The organism is Flaviflexus sp., from assembly GCF_052087705.1.
Classification (GTDB): domain Bacteria; phylum Actinomycetota; class Actinomycetes; order Actinomycetales; family Actinomycetaceae; genus Flaviflexus; species Flaviflexus ciconiae.
The window spans coordinates 1-18470 of the sequence record NZ_JBQCYC010000015.1 but is presented as its reverse complement, the minus strand read 5'-3'; the positions used below and the strand labels follow the sequence as shown (position 1 = coordinate 18470).

Genomic DNA, 18470 nt, shown 5'->3' with positions numbered 1-18470 from the left:
TTCAACAGCTAGGCAAGTCCACTTTGCGGTGAGAGTAGCAATCCATTTTAGCTAGCGGATAATGTCAGTTACGGCAAAAGGCAAAACCCCCCTTCTCACATAGGAAAGATTGGGAGGCGCAGAGTAACCGCGTGTTATAACAATGAGACCTGCTATGGTACCACGCATTGAACCTGGTTATTCGCGATATATTAGTTTTACTTACACTTCAATGGCGAGGGATTACTGATGAGTGGCTTAACTTTTACTGGGATTGACTTTGAAACAGCAAATAGCCGACGAGCGTCTATTTGCGCGGTGGGGATTACCAAGGTTAAGGACGGCCAGGCTACCGCAAGGTACTCAAGCCTGGTTAATCCACCCGAGGGCTTCAGAGATTTCAACCCAATGAATATTGACATTCATGGCATTACCCCGGACCAAGTTGAGAATGCTCCCGAATGGGTGGACATTCACCAGGAAATCAATGAGCTCATAGGAGCCGATGTTCTCGTCGCCCACAATGCGGCTTTTGATAAGAGTGTCTTCTTTCGTGCATACGATGCTTACGATCTTGAGTGGCCCGAGAACCCTTGGCTCTGCACTCTCAATCTGGCGAAGAAGTCGATGTCGTTACCATCTTTTGGGCTTGCGTGGGTATCAAAGGAACTCGGCTTACCTGAGTTTTCACATCACGACGCCGCAGCAGACGCAGAGGCGGCGAGCCGCGTGTTGTTATCACTCGCAGATCGAATTGGCTTAAGTGATTTGAGTGAGATTCAGGTTGCGGCCGAACGTCCCATCCAGCCAAAAGACGTTTCACTAGAAGAGCTTGGAATATCGGATGACGTACCACATATCAATGGCGCATTCGTCGGGGAGACGATTTGCTTCACAGGGGCGCTCCGCCTCAAACGCAACGATGCCATAGCTCTCGCAGTTAAGCAGGGCGCGACCGCCCAGACAGGCGTGACCAAGAAGACCTCCCTCGTAGTGGTGGGCGGCTTCTCGTCAACCACACTGCGACCGGGCGCATCAATGTCATCAAAACTTGAAAAGGCTTTGACCCTCCAGCAGAACGGGCAACCATTAGAGATACTCACCGAGGTTGAGTTCCTTCAGCGACTTGCGGTGGAAGAGGATGAGATTCGGCGCAGGATTGCTGAACGTGCAAACACAGGTAGCAGCTGGAAATTGCCAGAGTGGGCACAAACGCAGGCTCGGGATCCTAATTGCGGTCGCGATTGGTACCGATACTTGAAGCTAGTCCTCCATCCGGAAGGACGGGCGACAGGTGGCGAACCTTGCATCTGGTGCGGTACTGAAATCGCACGTGGTGCACATTGGACCTACCGAAACCGGCATGTTTGTGATTTTGCGTGCAATTCAAATTTCAAGAGATCCGCACGTCGATATGGCGAGCAACTGGGGCTATTCACAAACTGAGCCATTAGCTCGGGCACTCGACGACTCAGTATTACCTTTCCATGTCACTCAATAGGTGATGTAGGCATTTGAGTTAACCACGGCAATACCGCAGAGCACTTGGATCCTCTCTTAGACATATCTCCCCGCAACCTCCTCCGCCCACCCCACGTAGCGTCCTTCGAACAGGTGGGCATGCATGATGATCATTCCGAGCTGGTGGAGTTCGCTTCTTTCCCGCCACCCATCGGCCAAGGGTGAGGCTTCGTCATAGCCTGCGTAGACCTCTTCAAGGTAGGGGAAACCGAAGACCGCGAGCGCAGCCAGGTCCGTTTCTGCATGCCCGCCGTGCGCCATGGGATCAATCAACGCGGCGCCGGTAGGTCCACCGCAGTAGAGAACATTTCCTGCCCACATGTCGCCATGCAGTCTGGCAACGTCGAATCCGGCGTCTTGTACGAACTTTGGTTGTTCGGAGTCGAAGTCACCTGCGATGAGCCGCTCGGCTAGGTCGTCGAAGATTCTCGCTTCTTTCGCGGTGATGACTCCGCGGTCAACGATGCGTTTGGCGAAGTCGGCGATGCGGTGCTCGCCGTATAACTGGCCGAAGGATGTGGGTGCGGTTTCTTTTTCGGGGAACAGCTTTGTTCGCGAGCGCCCAATGTGGTCGGGACCAATCCACCCCTCGGGTGTACATCCCCACCAGGGTGCTCCGGCCGCGTGAGTGTGGGCGAGTGCCCGGCCGAAGGCTCGAGCATTCTCGGGGATTGGAGCAGCCTGTTTAATCCGTTCGATCTCGAGAACGGAGTCGTCTACGTGGATGACGCGGGCGACGCGCGCTCCCCCGCCACCCGTAACCTGGCCGAGCCAGGTGAGGCCTGCGGCTTCGCCGCGGTTGTTTGCGGAAGACTTTGTGAAGGTGTCAGTCATTTTCTCTCCTGACACCACGCTACCCGGTTCTATCGGCTAGCTCTCGACAGTTGCTCTCTCGAGCGCCGAGGAGTCACGGATGACGAGTTCGGGTTCGAACACTTCGTGGATGACCTCGTTGCCGGGTACGGCTTCCAGTGCTCTTCTTCCCATCTGGATCCTCGGCTGATCGACGGAAGAAAGCTGCGGCCGGACAACTCGAGAAAGCTGCGAGTTGTCATAGCCGACTATCGCAAGATCGCTTGGTACGCGTACCCCAGCATCGCTTGCCTCCCCAAGTGCGTGGACTGCGCCGCGATCATTGGCAGCAACGATTCCGTCAATCCCTGTGAACGCATCGGCAGTGAGGTCACCTGGAGTAAGGACGAGAGGATCTAGCCCTGCTTCCCTTAGTGTCTGCTCGTAAGACTTCTGCCGCGCACGAGCAGAGGGCGAGGTCGAGTTCTGGAGGAAAGCGATACGCGTTCTGCCGCTCTCGAGAAGGTGGGTGGTTGCCCTTCTTGCTCCGAGTTCGTCATCGTTACGGATTCGGCTCACACTTTCCGGTAGCTCCCCTGGCCGACCAACAATGACCACTCGCGTGCGCTGTGCAATATCGGCAATGACATCACTGGGGGTATGCGCAGAAATAACGATGATGCCATCAACGCCAAGTGCTTCAAACTTTAGGAGCTGGCTCGCCAACAGATCAGGGTCTCGCCTGCCGTGGCTGATAAGAACGTTCTGTCCACGTTCGTGGGCAGCATCCTCCACGCCGATAACAACGTCGGTGTGGTAGGGGTTACTGAGGTCCGTCAGTAGCACGCCAATCATGTTGGTTTTCCCGTGTGCCAGGGAACGCGCCCACACATTGGAGCGATATCCGAGGTCATCGGCAACCGCGAGGATCCGCTGGCGCGTTTCGTCGCTCACTCCAGCATCGCCTCTGATGGCAAGGGAAACGAGTGATTTTGACACTCCCGCTGCCTTGGCCACGTCGACGATTGTTGTTCGGTTTCGCATGTACTAGTTCTATCACGTTCTGGAACGCTCCAGAATTGTTAACCTTCCCGCCACGTGGATGTCACTTACGCCCTCTAAGGTCACGACTAGACCGTTCCAGAAACGAGGACACATGGCTCTTACTCACCGCCCCCACGGGCTCCTGCTCGACTTCGGCGGAGTCGTCTTTGAAACACAGAAGCGACCTACCGGTCTCAGGGAGGTGGCACGTCAGGTGCGCGAAATGCTTCTGCGCGGCGGCTACGACCTGTCCGAGGACGAGCTGGCCCGCGAGCTTGAGGCAGGCAGAACCGGCCTCAAGCACTGGAAGCATTCCTCGTCACGACGCCCCTACCCCACCGAGATCGACGCTCGGGAGGTTGTTGGAGAGTTCCTGTTCTCTCGTCTACCCGAGGGACCGCGAAGGCTCCTCATTGCAGAGGCGACAGAACTGCTTGCCACGATCTCGATGACAATGTCCGACCACATTGTTCGCCCTGGCATTCCGGAACTCCTCGAGTTCTGCAAAGCAAACGAAATTCCTCTTGGCATTGTGTCCAATGCTCATGCTGGCCTGGCACACCGCAGGATCCTTGCCGAGCACGGAATAGATTCGTTCTTTGGGGTGCAGGTCTATTCTGATGAGGTCGGTATCCGTAAACCTCATCCGGGCATGATCGCCCTCGCGGCCGACGCTCTGCATGTCGATGTCGACAAGTGCTGGTACGTGGGTGACACGCAGGACCGGGATGTTGCCGCGGGCCGGGCGGCCGGCGTTGCCGGACTGATCCTCACTCGTTCTAAGCACACCGACAATCCTCCGTTCTACGTCCGCGAAACCCCAGACGCTGTCTTTGATGATCCGCGTGGACTCCTTGACGCGCTCATCAACGCTACGGAACAGATGGATCCATACTCCTTTCGGGGTACCTCGACGACGTCCCAACAGACAGCGTCCGAGTCCCAACAGGCACCGGCGGCGTCACGGCCGGCACCGACTTCGTCACAGCCGGGCTCGGTTCTTCTTCCCACCGGAGCATCGTCAAAGTCCGACCCAGCATCATCGCACCAAACCAGCGGTTCACTGACCACAAATGTATTTGGTTCGCGCGCTGCCCTGCTCATCGATCACGGCGGTGTTATTTCGACATCTACGCCCAATCCTGAGGCAGTCAATGAGGTTGCTGAAGATGTTGCTTCTCGGATTCCTCTCCTACCTGGCGATATTGTGACAGCCTCTGAGGTTCGTGAGGCTATTGACTCTGCTCGTGCCGTTCATAAGAAGCTGAAGACAGCATGGAACGAGGCTTTCCTGGCGGGTTCCCGCACCGATATTCCCGAGCAGCAACCCACCGAGTTTTGGGCCACCGTGAACGAGTTCCTAGGCGTTGTGAACGCCGCATGGTTCCGAGCTGAGGCCCACGACCTGACGGTGAGGTTCGCCGGGGCTAAGACTTCCCGCACTCTCCGTCCGGGGATCCCGGAACTGTTTGAGACGTGCAGGGAGAACGGCATGGCAATCATCGTCGTCTCGAACACGATTTCGGGACGCACGGTGCGGTCCGAATGCGAAAGGCACGGGCTCACCATCGATGCCTTTGTCTGTTCCGACGAGATCGGTGTTCGTAAGCCGAGCGCTCCAATCTTTGAAGAAGCTCTCGCTATTGCCAGTGCCGATCCTAAGAACTCCTGGTTCCTTGGCGACAAGCCAGTCAATGATGCGGCGGGTGCTCGCCGCGCGGGCATAGCCAATCGTGCCCTGATCCGGGGTGGTTCCACTCCCGACAATGTCCTCGATAATGCCCTGTCCGACGGTACGGCAACACTCGTTGTCGATACTCCCCAACAACTTTCCTCAGCTATCATCCACTCCCTCGCGAAGGAAGATCATGTCCACAACGTATGAGCGCGCCGGTCGCGTTCGCACCGAAGGTTCCAAGCCCACTCTCTCTACCCCTCAGAAGCTCATGGTGTTCGTTCTGTCGATGGCCCTGTTTGGCCTGGCAAACATCATCCTTGAAATCATTCCTGACGTGTCGCTCGGCCCGATCGACGTGTCCGTCTCCTACTTCGTCTTTGTCCCCCTCACGATGGTTGCCCTGTTCTCGCCTTTCTGGGCAGCACTTGGCGCACCGCTTGGTGAGATTGTTTTCGTTGACCTGCTCATGGGTGACTTCTCCGGCCTGGCGGAGATTGAGGGCTTCTTCCAGATGTTCCTCGCCCTCTTTATCGCAGGCTCCCTCATCCGTGATCCGCGTTCGAAGACCCAGATCTGGGTTGGCGCGATCATGGTGGTTGTTATCGACAAGTTCCTGTCGGCTGCCGTTGACCTGACGAAGGTCTGGGTTGGTCTTGAGGACGCCGAGTACGTCGAGGGTCTTCCAGAGTCGATGCTCGCTATCGAGTCGATTGGTTTCGGTGTCGACATTGTTATCTCCGGTATCCTCTTCGGCGCCATCCCCGCTATGTGGCTCATCCCCGCGCTTCACGGCATGATCGAGCCCCTCATGGGTATGCGTCCCCGCGTCCCCGGTGAGCCGATCCCCGGTGAGGCTCCCCGCGCAGGCTGGTTCGTTGTCGTTGCCGTTGCTATCGCAATCGGTTCCGCCTTCTTTGCTTTCCTCGAGTCCTGGGATGTTGAAATCGGTGTCTTCGAACCCGAGTTCCTGGAACAGTACGGCATGAGTTTCCTCTGGGTTGGCGTGGGCGCGATCGTCCTGACAACGATCATTGCCTTTGTCGCATACCGGATCGGAATCCGGGATAAGAACACCGACCAGCAGGTCGATAACAACGACAAGGTCGATGCGTGAGCAATCCGATCATCACGGTGTCCGATCTCAGCTTCCGCTACCCGGGAGCTGAGGAGGACACCCTCAAAAACGTTAATCTCACCATTGAGCGTGGCGACTTCATCGCCATCGTTGGAGGCAACGGCTCGGGTAAAACCACCCTGTGCAAAACCTTCAACGGACTCATCCCCCACTACTGGAACGGCGACTTCGCAGGCGATGTTATCGTCGACGGCATCGACACTTTCGAGTCGAATGTTGCCGTCCTTTCCTCCAAGGTCGGATACGTCTACCAGGACTTCCAGAACCAGCTGGTCCGACCCACCGTCCGTGACGAGATCAGGTTCGGTCCCGTCAACTTCGGACACGCTGACTTTGAGGAGCGTTCCGCAGAGGTTCTTCACCCCCTTGGTATTGAGAACATCGCTGACCGCTTCACCTGGGCACTCAGCGGCGGGCAGGCACACACGACGGCACTCGCCGCCGTGCTTGCCCTGCGTCCCGACATCGTCGTTGTTGACGAACCCGTCGCCGAACTCGACCCGGCCCGAGCCCACGAAATCTATCGTCAGCTCCAGGAACTCAACGAGCAGGGACTGACCATTATCACCATCGAGCACCACGCCGAGTTCATCGCACAATACGCGAAATCGGTCGTGCTTATGGCTGATGGTGTACCCGTCTGGCATCTTAACATCGACGAAGCCGTCAACCGCACGGACGAACTGGAAGAGCACGGTATCCCCGCGCCCCAGGTCGTCCAGGTCTGTTCCACCATGGGAATGGAAAGAGCACCCAGGGAAGTGCCCACCGCCGCCCGAATGCTCGAAGATCGGGGCATGGCAACCGGCATGGTCACCGCCCTTCCGCGACACCGCCCGGCCGAACGAGTCGTTGCCCGCACGACGGACCTCCACCACGGGTACAAGTCCGTCGGCGGGGACGTCCTCCCGGTCCTCAAGGGCATCAACCTGGAGTTCTATGCGGGGGACCGTATTGCCGTCGTCGGCGGCAACGGCTCTGGCAAGACCACGCTCCTCAAGCAACTGGCAGGACTGTCCGTGCCTCGCTCCGGTGAGGTTGAGATCGACGGGGTGAACACCCGTAGCCGGTCGGCCAGCAAGCTCTCCGAGATCGCCGCCTATCTCTACCAGCATCCCCAGCAGATGTTCCTCAAAGACTCGATCCGCTCCGACACCGCCCTCTTCCCCGAGGGACGGGGAATCGAGAACTGGGAAGAACTTGTCGACGACACACTCAACCGAGTGAACCTCACCGACTTCGCGGATCGAGACGGCAGAGCACTGTCCGGCGGGCAACAGAGGCGCGCGACCCTCGCCATTGGGCTCGCCATGAGGCCCCGGATCCTCCTGCTGGACGAACCGACGTCCTCCCTCGATGTGTCGTCCCGCGAGGACGTCACCACCATGCTGGCGGAGCTCGCCGACGTCATCGAGTGCACCGTAGTCGCCACCCACGACATGCATTTGGTGGCCGAGTGGGCGAATAGAGTCATTGTTCTCGAAAACGGCACGGTCGCAGCAGATCTCGAACCGCGGGAGCTGTTTACTATGCCAGAGACATTGGCACGGGCACGGGTGGTCCCACCCCAGGTTGTTCTCCTCGGCAACGAACTGGGAGTCACCCCTCCCCCGCTGAGCGTCGACGAACTTGTTTCCGCCCTGCAGAACTCCATGGAGGCCGTGTAATGGCACGCAAACAACGAGATGTTCTCTCCATCGAATGGGTGAAGCTCGAACTTATCCGTACCGCCTACGCGACCCGCGGCGGCCTGTTCAGCAAGATGGATCCCCGGGCTGTGATCGTCTGGTACCTGATCCTCGCGATCGTCCCCTGGTTCACCCACAACGTGACCGTCCTGGCGGGACTGTTCCTCCTCGGCGCCGTCTCCGTCATCGCCGCCCGCGTCGGTCCCCTCGTCCTTGGCCTGTTCATCATTGGGCTCGGATTCGAAATCATCTACCTCGTCGCAGCCTCCCTGCTTTTCGGAGGTAACTTCGACACCCTCATCGCCCTCGGTGTTCTCAACCTGAAACTCGGAGCCGTATCCATGGCCTCCATGGCGGCCTTCGTTTCCCTCGATCCCGAGAAACTCTCCGATGCTCTGCTCGCCTTCAAGGCACCCAGCCTGCTGGCCTTTGGCGTTTCCTACGGATACCGCATGCTCCCCATCATGGTTGAAGAGTTCAACACCGTCTTCGACGGCTATCGGTTGCGCATGGCGGCACCAGAAAAACGCGGCATCTTTGCGTGGCGCACCATCGTCCACTGGGTGAAGATGGCGGTGCTGAGCTTCTACCCTATCTTCCTCAACACCGCGAAGAACGTACGAACAACCGTGGAGGCACTCGAGACCCGTGGCTTCACCTACGCCCAAGAGGACGGACGCGGCAGGCAACTACGCCTCGCCTACCTGACGATCACCACCCTCGATATCGCCGTCCTGGCAGGCACCATCATCCTTATCGTAATCTGCTTCTGGGCCGGGGCCATGTGGCCCATCTACCGCACGTAGAGGAAAGGGGATCAATGAATTTACCGGAGACCTTCACGTGGAGGTCTCCGGTTCGTTTATCCAGTCGGGGATCAACTGTCCAGGCTAGGGCCTCCTCAAGCTTGCCTGGTTAGGCCTCAGGATCATCACTGAAGATCCGCAGCTCTTGGGGGCACTTGCAGTCCTTCGCTATCTTCGCGGCCCACTCAACCGCCTCCTCGTAGGTAGGCACGTCGAAGATCGCAAACCCACCGTCAAGTTTTCCGGAATCAGGATAGGTTCCACGCGTCATAGCACCATCGGCTTCGACAATAACTGGCGCCGTATCCTTGTCGATCGCTCCACCAAACACCCAGACACCTGCGTCCACTGCCTCACGCCAAACAGCATGCGAATCATTGACGGCTTCTTCCAGTTCCTCGGGCGTCAGATTCATCGCGCTGGATGGAAATGAGATCAGAAACTTTGGCATGGTCTTCCCCTCTCGCCGCAGAACGTTTCTCCTCATTCACTAAACTCTAGTCCGCTAACCGCACCTGCGGAACAGAACCGTCTCTTTCGTTAGTTGATTGATACTGGTCAGAGGGCTATCGAGCAGGTCCAAAGTCTTCCGACAGACGTGCTTACCTGCATTGAAGAGACCCCGTCCGGCATCTTTACGAAAATTCAAATCTGCCCGAATACCTGATCCGTGGCCAGCAAATGATTGTGCCCAGTGGCAGATCAGCAGTTGGACGACAGTCGAAGACCAGCTTGTGGCCGGCGATCAACTTGTAGCCAGCGATCAGTAGAGACTGATCGGGTTGAAAACGTCAACGACGACAAGGATCACGGTCATGAGGATAAACGCGCCAGCAACGACGTAGCTGAGCGGCATGAGCCTCGCCGTGTCCGCGGGTCCCGGATCTGGCTTGCCGCGGAGCTTCGCCCACTGGCGTCTTGCTCCCTCGTAAAGGGCCCCTGCAATGTGGCCACCATCGAGTGGCAGGAGCGGAAGCATGTTGAACGCAAACAGCGAAATGTTGAGCGCAACCAGCAGGTTGATGAGATCGGCCGACTTTTCTAGACCCGAATAGCCTTCGATATCTGCGCCGGTGATCTGACCGGCTACCTGGGCGACACCGACGATGCCGACGATCCCGGTCTGGTCGCGTTCCTGGCCCGTCACAAAATCGGAGGTCAGGTTCCACAGCTGCTGGGGCAGGCGAACAATGATTCCTGCGGTCTGCCACAGCATGTTGCCAAGGTACGAGGGCGCCGCCGATAGGGACTGCTTCTCCAATCCGATTGCGGGTGAGATACCAACATAGGGCACGGGAGCGGTGACGTAGTCATCGCCGTCCATGACCGGGTTACCCTCCGCGTCAACGACGGGCCTATCCTGCATAACAGGCGTGACCGTGAGCGTCATGCGCTCCCCGTCGCGTTCGATAACAACGTCGGTGGGGGCCGCCTCGCCGCGGGTAATGGCCTGCTGCACATCGTTCCAGGACTCGGTTTCATTACCGCCCCAGGAGACAATCTCATCGCCCGGTTGTAGGCCGGCTTGGGAAGCGGGACCTTGTGGGTCGGAGTCAGTGCATTCGGTTGAGCTCACGCATTCGGCAACCGAACCGACCTGGGACAGGAGCGCCGGGGCGCCCACTCCGACGAGGAGAACAGCGGAAAGAACAAGAGCGATCAGGAGGTTAACGAAGGGACCGCCGAACATGACGGCGAGCTTCTTCGGGACCGACAGCTTGTAGAACGCCTGATCTTCCTCCCCCGGTTCCAGCTCTTCCGCAGATACTTGCCGCACTTCTTCGGCGAGCGTCAGCTGCCCCTTGCGGTTCGTGATCTTCGCGCCGGGTTTGGATGGGGCATACATGCCCGAGAGGGAAACAAAGCCGCCAAGTGGTATTGCTTTCACCCCGTACTCTGTTCCGTTAATTGTTTTCGAGAACAGTGTCGGACCGAATCCGATGAAGTATCTCGGGACTTTCACTCCGAAAAGCTTGGCGGGAATGAGGTGGCCAAGCTCGTGGAGGGCAATGGCAAGGATGATCCCGATGATGAGGACAATGAGTCCGGTGATGGTCACGCGGCAATCTCCCGTGCCCGGGCACGCGCCCAGTCTTCGGCTGCGGCAACCTCATCGAGGGTGATTACGGATGGGGAATCAAATTCTCCGAGCACCTGTTCAACAAGGGACGCCATCTCGAGGTAGCCGAGCCTGCCACGAAGGAACGCATCGACGGCCTCTTCGTTGGCGGCATTCAGGACAGCCGGATGGAGGGGGCCCGCCTTGAGTGCCTGCTTCGCGAGGCTGAGTGCAGGGAAGGTTTCGTGGTCGACCGGCTCGAACGTCCACTGGACGGGGCTGTCCCACGAGCAGGGGGTAGCGATCCCTTCCATGCGCTCCGGCCAGGTCAGCCCGAGAGCAATCGGAAGTTTCATGTCGGGCGGCGATGCCTGGGCAAGTGTCGATCCATCAATGAACTCGACCATGGAATGAATGACCGACTGCGGGTGAACGACGGGGACAATGTCGTCCGGGTCAATATCGAACAGCAGGGATGCTTCGATGAGTTCGAGGCCCTTGTTCATGAGTGACGAGGAGTTGATGGTGACAACGGGTCCCATGGCCCACGTCGGGTGCTTGAGAGCCTGCTCGGCCGTCACTCCGGTTAGCTCATCGCGCTTCTTGCCGCGGAACGGACCGCCGGAGGCGGTCAGAACAAGCTTCTTTACCTCGGATTTCCCGGTCACGACCGGTGAGGTGAGGCCCTTCTCGTGCCTGCCACCAAGGAGCGCCTGGGCGATCGCGGAATGTTCGGAGTCAACGGGCACGATCTGCCCCGGCCGGGTCATGGCTTCCTTGACGAGAGTTCCTCCCGCCACCATCGATTCCTTATTCGCAAGCGCAAGGGTGGATCCCGCACGCAACGCTGCGAGGGTGGGTTTGAGGCCGATGGAGCCGGTGATGCCGTTGACGACGGTACCGCTCGGAACTAGGGCCCCGAGCTGCTCAGATGCATTCTCGCCCGTCATAATCTCAGCTTCGGAACCAGCGCTCTTCAGTGCCTGCGCTAGTTTATCGGCTTTCGAGGTATCCGCGATACCAACGACCGGCACGTTAAACTCAGCTGCTTGCTGTGCGAGGAGCGCGAGGTTCCCGCCGCCTGCCGATAGTCCACGAACGTTGAAGCTGCCCTGCTGCCGGGCGACGTCAAGAGCTTGGGTTCCGATCGACCCGGTGGAGCCGAGAATGACAATGTCGATCATTCGACTGCCTGGAGGACACTGCTGGCCCGATCGAGATAGACGTCAACAACGGCAACGTCGTAGCCGTTGGACTTGCGAGTCATGGTGAACGAGGAGTTCGTAACCTCCCCCGCGCTCATGTCACCCTTGCCATCGAAGTAGAGCGCGAGGCGATCGAGGAGTTCATCAACTTCGGACCTCTTGTAGCCCTGCCCTTTATTCGGGGCCCTGAAGCGCTCTCCCCTTGGCCTATTCAGGCGCGGGTAGAGGGAGGAAGCCGATTCGTAGGCCCGGGTCAGCCATTCCTGGCTTCCCACGCCGGAGACGACCTGGGCGCGTTGCCGCTGCCAGCAGGCCTGCTCGAGCCGGTCCAGGGCATGGTCGACCTCGGAGGTGTCATATCCGTTGCGAACGAGTTTGAACGCCACGGTCCGGATCTTCTCAACTTCGAGCTCTACGGACAGTTCTTCTTCCTGGTAGAGCTTCTTTGCTTTGTCAAAGAAGGTGTCCACGGCATCGATGTCATAGCCTCGTCGCCACACACCAGTCTTCGCAAACGTTGCCACTATCCCCGGCCTTTCTGGGCAACCAGTTCCGCTGCCAGCTGTCCGCACGCGCCGTCGATATCGGAGCCGCGCGTGTCACGGATCGTTGTCTGGATCCCATTATCGCGCAGAGTTTGCACAAAGGTGTCCTGCGCACGCCGTGTCGACGAGGTCCAGATCGATCCCGGGGTGGGGTTCAGCGGGATGGGGTTCACGTGCGCCCACCCGTGCCCACGCTTGTTCAGTTCATCTGCGAGTGCCTGGGCGCGCCACTGGTGGTCGTTCATGTCCTTGATCAGGGCGTATTCGATGGAGACGCGCCTACCGGTCTTCACGAAGTATTCGCGTGATGCGTCGAGGAGCTCCTTGACCTTGAACCGTGAGTTGATCGGGATGAGATCATCCCGCAGGTCATCGTCGGGAGCGTGGAGTGAGACGGCGAGTGTGACGGGCAGGCCGAGATCCCCGAGCTTGTTGATACCGGGAACAAGTCCAACGGTGGACACGGTGACACCGCGCGCAGACATGCCGAACCCGGAGGGTGCCGGATCGCAGATCCGGTGCAGCGAGTTGAACACGGCCTTGAAGTTGACCATGGGCTCGCCCATGCCCATGAACACAATGTTGGTGAGGCGAACCTTTTCGCCCAGGTCGCCGCGCTCGCACGCGAGGTGGGCCTGGCGGATTTGCTCCATGATTTCGGCCGTGGAGAGATTGCGGGTGAAACCCTGCTGTCCGGTAGCGCAGAACGGGCACGCCATGCCACAACCGGCCTGGGAGGACACGCACAGGGTGGCCCGGTCCGGGTAGCGCATGAGAACGGATTCAACCATGACCCCGTCATGCATTTTCCACAGAGTCTTCACGGTCGAACCACCGTCTGCTTCGAGGTCGCGGACCTTCTCAAGGAGCGGCGGGAACAGAACCTCGCCGAGGCGTTCGCGGTCCGCCGCCGGCAGGTCGGTCATTGTTGACGTGTCCGCGTTGCGGTGCACGTAGTACTGCCTGGCGATCTGGTCCATGCGGAACCCTGGAACCTCAAGTTTCTCAGCGACCTCCTTCCGCTCCTCGACCGAAAGGTCGGCAAAATGGCGGGGAGGCTTGCCGCGTCGCTGCGCGGTGAACGTAAGGACCGGACGGGGTCCGGATTCGACGGCGGGCCTGACCTGGCGGGGCTTCGAGTTAGTCACCCGCCAAGTCTCTCAAATGAGACTGGGAGTTGACACCCACAGATAAGAAAGGTCCGTCACGCTCACGAAAGGCAAGTGACTCAGTCAACGATGCGGTCAAGCATCGAAAAGCAACAAATCATTGAATTCGCAGAGGCGCAACAAGTCGTTGCCTTACGGAACAATGCGCGGCTGATGAAACAGCCGGTCGGCTACGCCGCGAAGCCGCCCGTGGCCGCAAGAAGCAGAATGTAGACAACCGGTGCGCACACGAGGATCGAGTCGACGCGGTCGAGCACGCCACCGTGCCCGGGGAAGATCGACCCCATATCTTTCACGCCCAGGTCTCTCTTGAGGAGCGACTCGGATAGATCTCCTGCGGTTCCCGCGATTGTGCAGCACACGCCGAGGATAATTCCCCACCAGGCCGGAATATCGAGAGCAAAGTGCGCACAGAGCACGCCGATGATCATGGCGGTAATGATTGAACCGGCAAAGCCTTCCCAAGACTTCTTAGGAGAGATCGTCGGCGCCATCGGATGCTTACCAACGAGCACACCGGCGAAGTAGCCGCCAGTATCCGATGCCACAGGCAAGATAACAAAGGTAATGACTGCCCAGGCACCGTTCTCCATGCCGGCAAGCAGCACGGCAAAACCGCCGAGCAGGCCAATCCAGGAAAGCGCGAAAACACCGGCTGCACAGTCGCGTGCTGCCCACTTCCCGCCGGCTCTAAACCGCCACGCTATGACGAGCATGGCAGCGAATGAGAACGTGACGAGCAGGCCAACGTCGGCGAAGAACCAGGTTGCGGCTGCTATGCCAGCCGCGGAGATCCACAGTGGTAGGACCGGGATGAAGAACCCACGGGTGGAGAATGCTCCTGCGGCTTCCCACAGCCCCACCATCATGAACAGTGCGACGAGCACGATGAAGCTGTCGATCCAGACGAACAGCGACAGGCCCACGGCTCCAAGGAGGGCCAGTGCTGTGATGATGGCCGCGGGCAGGTTCCTTCCTGCCCGCGACTCGGTAGGTGCCGGTGGTTTAGGGGGTCTCGGTGCGAGCTTCCCCAGCCACGCATCACCTTTGACAGCTTCCATGTCAGACTTCGAGAAGGTCCTTTTCCTTGGCGTCAAGGATCTGGTCAACAAGGTCCGTGTGACGCTTGGTGACGGACTCGAGTTCCTTCTCGGCGCGCTCAACCTCGTCCTCGCCGGCCTCGCCGTCCTTCTTGATGCGGTCGAGCTCTTCCTTGGCCTTGCGGCGGATCGAACGGATCGTGATACGAGCGTCCTCAGCCTTCGTGCGGGCCAGCTTCACGTAGTCGCGGCGACGCTCCTCCGTGAGCGGGGGCAGGTTGATACGCAGGAACTGACCGTCGTCGGTCGGGTTCACTCCCAGATCGGACTCGCGCAGGGCCTTGTCGATCGCCTGGATCGAGCTACGGTCGTAGGGCGAGATCGTCACGGTACGAGCCTCGGGGATCGCGACGGTCGCGAGCTGCTGAAGCGGCGTCGGTGCACCGTAGTAGTCGACGAGGATCGAGTTGAACATGCCGGCGTTGGCACGGCCCGAGCGGATGTTCGAGAAGTCGTTGCGAGCTACCTCGATCGCCTTTTCCATTTTGTCTTCTGCATCAAGCAGAATGTCGTCAATCATGAGTTGTCCTGTTCCAGTGGAGTTGTTGAGACTACGGTACCGATCTTTTCACCGAGAAGTGCACGCGTGACCGCACCTTCTTCTCCCATTCCAAAGATCCGCATATTCATATTGTTGTCCATGCACATGGAGAACGCCGCAGCGTCGACCACCCGCAGGCCCTTCGCCAGAGCATCCTGGTAGGTAAGGAAGTCAAGCTTCTTCGCTGACGGATCCTTGTTCGGATCAGCCGTGTAAACACCGTCGACACCGTTTTTGCCCACGAGGATCTCGTCGCAACGCAACTCGAGAGCACGCTGCGCAGATACGGTGTCGGTCGAGAAGTAGGGCATGCCGGCACCGGCACCGAAGATGACGACGCGGCCCTTCTCGAGGTGGCGAATCGAACGGAGTGGAATGTAGGGCTCCGCGATCTGAGCCATGTTGATCGCGGTCTGAACACGGGAGGGAACTCCCGCATGCTCAAGGAAGTCCTGCAAGGCGACGGCGTTGATAACGGTGCCGAGCATGCCCATGTAGTCGGCGCGGGCACGGTCCATGCCGGCGTTCTGAAGCTCAACGCCGCGGAAGAAGTTACCTCCACCAACGACAATGGCAACCTGGACGCCCTGGTTGACGGCCGCCTTAATCTCGGCGGACACGCGGGTGAGAACCTGAACATCCAGGCCCACGGCGCCGCCGCCGAACATTTCTCCCGAAAGCTTGAGGAGGACTCGCCTCTTATTATCTTTGTTGTAATCGCCAAGAACTGGCGAAGAATCCGAAGGTGATGTGGTCATGATGTGTCGAGTCCCTCCCGATCGAATTTATCCGCTTGTTAGCCTATCGGACTCCGGACGATTAAGCGCCCTTACGGCCCCGCGAGATCGCCCACCCTTGCCAAAAGGTCGCCGGCCGCACCAGCCCACCATGACCAAAGTCGCCCCTAAAAGGCTATTGATGTGGGGACAATTTTGGGACGCACCGTCCTCAGAGCACCACATTGATCATCAAGCGGTGGCAAACTGGAACCCGAAGAGACCCGGAAGGATTACCGATGTCCGTAGAATTGATGACCGTTTCCACCCTTGAAGTTGTCGAAGCGATCAATGAGCTGCTCCCGCAGCTCTCCAAGTCCGCCACCCTTCTCACCGAGGAGCAGGTCGATGATCTTCTCGCGCAGGAGATGGTCTACCTTTTTGCATTCCGTCACGACAAAACCAATGCAATCGTTGGAATGCTGACCCTTGCCACGTTTAAGATCCCGACCGGGCTCCGCGCCTGGGTCGAGGACGTCGTTGTCTCTGAGGCCGCCCGCGGCCAGGGAGCCGGCCGCAAACTCATCGAAGAAGCGGTCGCCTACGCCGACAAGCTCGGCGCCAAGTCAGTTGACCTCACCTCCCGCCCAACCCGCGAGGCAGCAAACCGTCTCTACATGCGTTGCGGATTCGAGAAGCGCGAAACCAACGTCTACCGCTTCAACGGTAGCGCCGTCGTCGACAGCCTGTAGGCACTCACCGGACTGCCGAAACCGACGGTCAATCACCAACGACAACAGCCCGGGGCCGCGAATAATCGCGGCCCCGTAGCTTTCCATCATTCCCGGGCATGACCTGCACCCAGGGAACAACGTATTACGCCATAACGACTCGTTACGTTATGAAGAGCCCGAGAATCCACAGGCCCGCACTCAGAGAACCAGCAATCAGCTCAATGAGGATCGACAAAAGCACACCTTTGAGAGCGGACTTTGTTTGGGCCCATGCCCTCTCAGTGCTGCGCAGGCGATACCACTCGGCCGCGTAAACACCGACGACAAAGCCGATCGGCATGCCGATAACGGGGATAACGAAGAAACCTATGAATGCGAGGATGATCCCCACCGTCATGGCACTCCACGGGGTCCCCTCGTTTCTCATCACCTTGGCGGGGATAGCAAACGATAAGACGTAAGCAAGAACGATGAGGAGGGCGACAGCGGCAAAGATCCACCAGGCGGCCGCCGTGGCGGTAAATGCCGCCCATATCCCGACCGCAATAAGAATAATTGGCAGGCCGGGATAGAGCTGAATAATCGTTCCGATGAGGCCAATCGCAATAGCGAGGCCTACAAGAATAAGTCCGGCAACATCCACGCCCCTACGCTACTGCCACAGCTCCCATTTGCACAGACCAACCACCGAAACGATCGTGCACAGCTACGTTAATTTTCCGCAATGGGACCGAGCGATCCGTTAATCAGAAAAGCCCGATCCGTTAGTCAGACAAATCCGATCCATAGCCGACAGAACTCTACGGCAGAATAAATATCCCATCGGGACCGCTACCAAAGTCTCGTTGACCTTCGCCCCCAAACACTGACACCGTCCAGGGGGAATTCCGAGACCATGGAGTGAGGTGCCAGTCAGAGTAGCGGTGCAGGAGTTTCAGATCTACGCTCTCCGCAATTCGATCCTGATCACGTGGGCCCCCGCGTGATGCAGTGGTTGTTCCAATAACAAGAATCCCGCCATCGTTGAGAAGAAGTGCTACCGAGCACATAACGGATTCAAGTTCTTCGGAAGAAAGGAACGCCGCGACATTCCCGGTCATGAGAATCGCATCGTATTCGACCGGCAAAGCCGCCCGTGCCAGAGAATCCACACTGATGCTCTGAGCAGAGAACGACCTAAACCAGTCAGCTGTCGAAAGCTCATAAGCAACCGAGAGAACCTGCTCACTTGAATCAATTCCGTAGGCTTCATGACCTGCCGCCCTCAACGCACGTACTGCGTTCCCGATCCCACACCCAATATCGAGTATGTGAGATCCCCTCCGGCAGAGAACATCAAGGAACCGAGCATCCACCGACATGCCTACCCCGGCAGTAACTAGTCCCCTCATCTTTGCCGCATGCGCTTCAGCCGCCTTGCCATCTAGCACCGGCCCAGTCTCGCACAGTCCGGATCCATCCACTCAACAGAGCCAGGTCATCATGCGATGCTTAGCCCTGTCACTCGCAGTTGCCCCGGGGAAGGCTAAAGGCCCGCGTGTGGCGGGCCTTTAGGAATTGACGAGTTATTTAGTGTTGCGCAGGGACTTTGCCTTGCATCAAGACTGGCTTAGTCAGCCGAATCAGCAGTAGGAGCGGAGTAACCCGAATCAGCCGAGGGAGCCGACACCGCAGACTGAGCCGAAACCGGCGAAGGAGCCGACACCGGCGAAGGAGCCGACACCGGCGAAGGAGCCGACACCGGCGAAGGAGCCGAGT

At 58.6% G+C, this 18470-nt stretch carries 18 protein-coding genes; 6 read left to right on the top strand and 12 right to left on the bottom strand.

Features of this window, described 5'->3' with window-relative positions; genetic code table 11:
- Positions 1-228: 228 nt before the first annotated feature.
- A complete protein-coding gene (locus ACTHUY_RS08545) occupies positions 229-1425 on the top strand; it encodes an exonuclease domain-containing protein (RefSeq protein ID WP_441675384.1) in 1197 nt (398 codons plus the stop codon).
- A 111-nt stretch (positions 1426-1536) separates the two neighbouring features.
- Here ACTHUY_RS08545 and ACTHUY_RS08540 read toward each other — a convergent pair whose 3' ends face one another.
- Positions 1537-2334 carry a fructosamine kinase family protein gene (locus ACTHUY_RS08540; RefSeq protein ID WP_441678481.1) on the bottom strand — a complete coding sequence of 266 codons (798 nt, stop codon included), beginning with the start codon at positions 2332-2334 and terminating at the stop codon, positions 1537-1539.
- 36 nt (positions 2335-2370) lie between these two features.
- Positions 2371-3336 (bottom strand): LacI family DNA-binding transcriptional regulator, encoded by a 966-nt coding sequence (locus ACTHUY_RS08535; protein ID WP_441678479.1) that lies wholly within the window; start codon positions 3334-3336, stop codon positions 2371-2373.
- A 112-nt stretch (positions 3337-3448) separates the two neighbouring features.
- Here ACTHUY_RS08535 and ACTHUY_RS08530 point away from each other — a divergent pair, with 112 nt between their 5' ends.
- The 4 genes from ACTHUY_RS08530 to ACTHUY_RS08515 are packed head-to-tail and all read left to right on the top strand — an operon-like array spanning position 3449 to position 8643.
- Positions 3449-5221: an HAD-IA family hydrolase gene (locus ACTHUY_RS08530; RefSeq protein WP_441678477.1), complete on the top strand. Its 1773-nt coding sequence runs from the start codon at positions 3449-3451 to the stop codon at positions 5219-5221.
- Positions 5205-6128 (top strand): hypothetical protein, encoded by a 924-nt coding sequence (locus ACTHUY_RS08525; protein WP_441678475.1) that lies wholly within the window; start codon positions 5205-5207, stop codon positions 6126-6128. The genes ACTHUY_RS08530 and ACTHUY_RS08525 overlap by 17 nt, the downstream gene beginning before the upstream one ends.
- Positions 6125-7816: an ABC transporter ATP-binding protein gene (locus tag ACTHUY_RS08520; RefSeq protein WP_441678473.1), complete on the top strand. Its 1692-nt coding sequence runs from the start codon at positions 6125-6127 to the stop codon at positions 7814-7816. Before ACTHUY_RS08525 ends, ACTHUY_RS08520 begins: the two co-directional genes overlap by 4 nt.
- Positions 7816-8643, top strand: coding sequence for an energy-coupling factor transporter transmembrane component T family protein (locus tag ACTHUY_RS08515; protein WP_441678471.1), 828 nt, complete (start codon positions 7816-7818; stop codon positions 8641-8643). The genes ACTHUY_RS08520 and ACTHUY_RS08515 overlap by 1 nt, the downstream gene beginning before the upstream one ends.
- 109 nt (positions 8644-8752) lie before the next feature.
- On the opposite strand, the gene ACTHUY_RS08510 is transcribed toward ACTHUY_RS08515, so the two are convergent.
- The 8 genes from ACTHUY_RS08510 to pyrH form a co-directional block, all read right to left on the bottom strand.
- On the bottom strand, positions 8753-9058 hold the full coding sequence (locus ACTHUY_RS08510; RefSeq protein WP_441678469.1) for a YciI family protein: 306 nt from the start codon (positions 9056-9058) through the stop codon (positions 8753-8755).
- Positions 9059-9406: 348 nt separating this feature from the next.
- A complete protein-coding gene (locus ACTHUY_RS08505; RefSeq protein ID WP_441678467.1) occupies positions 9407-10702 on the bottom strand; it encodes a M50 family metallopeptidase in 1296 nt (431 codons plus the stop codon).
- On the bottom strand, positions 10699-11886 hold the full coding sequence (gene dxr, locus ACTHUY_RS08500) for a 1-deoxy-D-xylulose-5-phosphate reductoisomerase (RefSeq protein WP_441678465.1): 1188 nt from the start codon (positions 11884-11886) through the stop codon (positions 10699-10701). The genes ACTHUY_RS08505 and dxr overlap by 4 nt, the downstream gene beginning before the upstream one ends.
- Complete coding sequence (locus ACTHUY_RS08495; RefSeq protein WP_441678463.1) at positions 11883-12431, bottom strand: DivIVA domain-containing protein; 549 nt, start codon at positions 12429-12431, stop codon at positions 11883-11885. Before ACTHUY_RS08495 ends, dxr begins: the two co-directional genes overlap by 4 nt.
- Positions 12431-13600 carry a 23S rRNA (adenine(2503)-C(2))-methyltransferase RlmN gene (gene rlmN / locus ACTHUY_RS08490; protein ID WP_441678461.1) on the bottom strand — a complete coding sequence of 390 codons (1170 nt, stop codon included), beginning with the start codon at positions 13598-13600 and terminating at the stop codon, positions 12431-12433. Before rlmN ends, ACTHUY_RS08495 begins: the two co-directional genes overlap by 1 nt.
- A 191-nt stretch (positions 13601-13791) precedes the next feature.
- A complete protein-coding gene (locus ACTHUY_RS08485) occupies positions 13792-14682 on the bottom strand; it encodes a phosphatidate cytidylyltransferase (protein WP_441675399.1) in 891 nt (296 codons plus the stop codon).
- Between the two features lies 1 nt (position 14683).
- Positions 14684-15241: a ribosome recycling factor gene (gene frr / locus ACTHUY_RS08480; RefSeq protein WP_126702954.1), complete on the bottom strand. Its 558-nt coding sequence runs from the start codon at positions 15239-15241 to the stop codon at positions 14684-14686.
- Positions 15238-16020 (bottom strand): UMP kinase, encoded by a 783-nt coding sequence (gene pyrH / locus ACTHUY_RS08475; protein WP_126702953.1) that lies wholly within the window; start codon positions 16018-16020, stop codon positions 15238-15240. Before pyrH ends, frr begins: the two co-directional genes overlap by 4 nt.
- Positions 16021-16277: 257 nt before the next feature.
- On the opposite strand from pyrH, the gene ACTHUY_RS08470 reads away from it, so the two are divergent.
- Positions 16278-16730: a GNAT family N-acetyltransferase gene (locus ACTHUY_RS08470; RefSeq protein ID WP_441678459.1), complete on the top strand. Its 453-nt coding sequence runs from the start codon at positions 16278-16280 to the stop codon at positions 16728-16730.
- Between the two features lie 142 nt (positions 16731-16872).
- Here the strand turns inward: ACTHUY_RS08470 and ACTHUY_RS08465 are convergent, their stop codons facing one another.
- Both ACTHUY_RS08465 and ACTHUY_RS08460 read right to left on the bottom strand, forming a co-directional pair.
- Positions 16873-17355, bottom strand: coding sequence for a DUF456 domain-containing protein (locus ACTHUY_RS08465; protein ID WP_441675402.1), 483 nt, complete (start codon positions 17353-17355; stop codon positions 16873-16875).
- Between the two features lie 157 nt (positions 17356-17512).
- On the bottom strand, positions 17513-18142 hold the full coding sequence (locus tag ACTHUY_RS08460; protein WP_441678457.1) for a class I SAM-dependent methyltransferase: 630 nt from the start codon (positions 18140-18142) through the stop codon (positions 17513-17515).
- Positions 18143-18470: the final 328 nt, after the last annotated feature.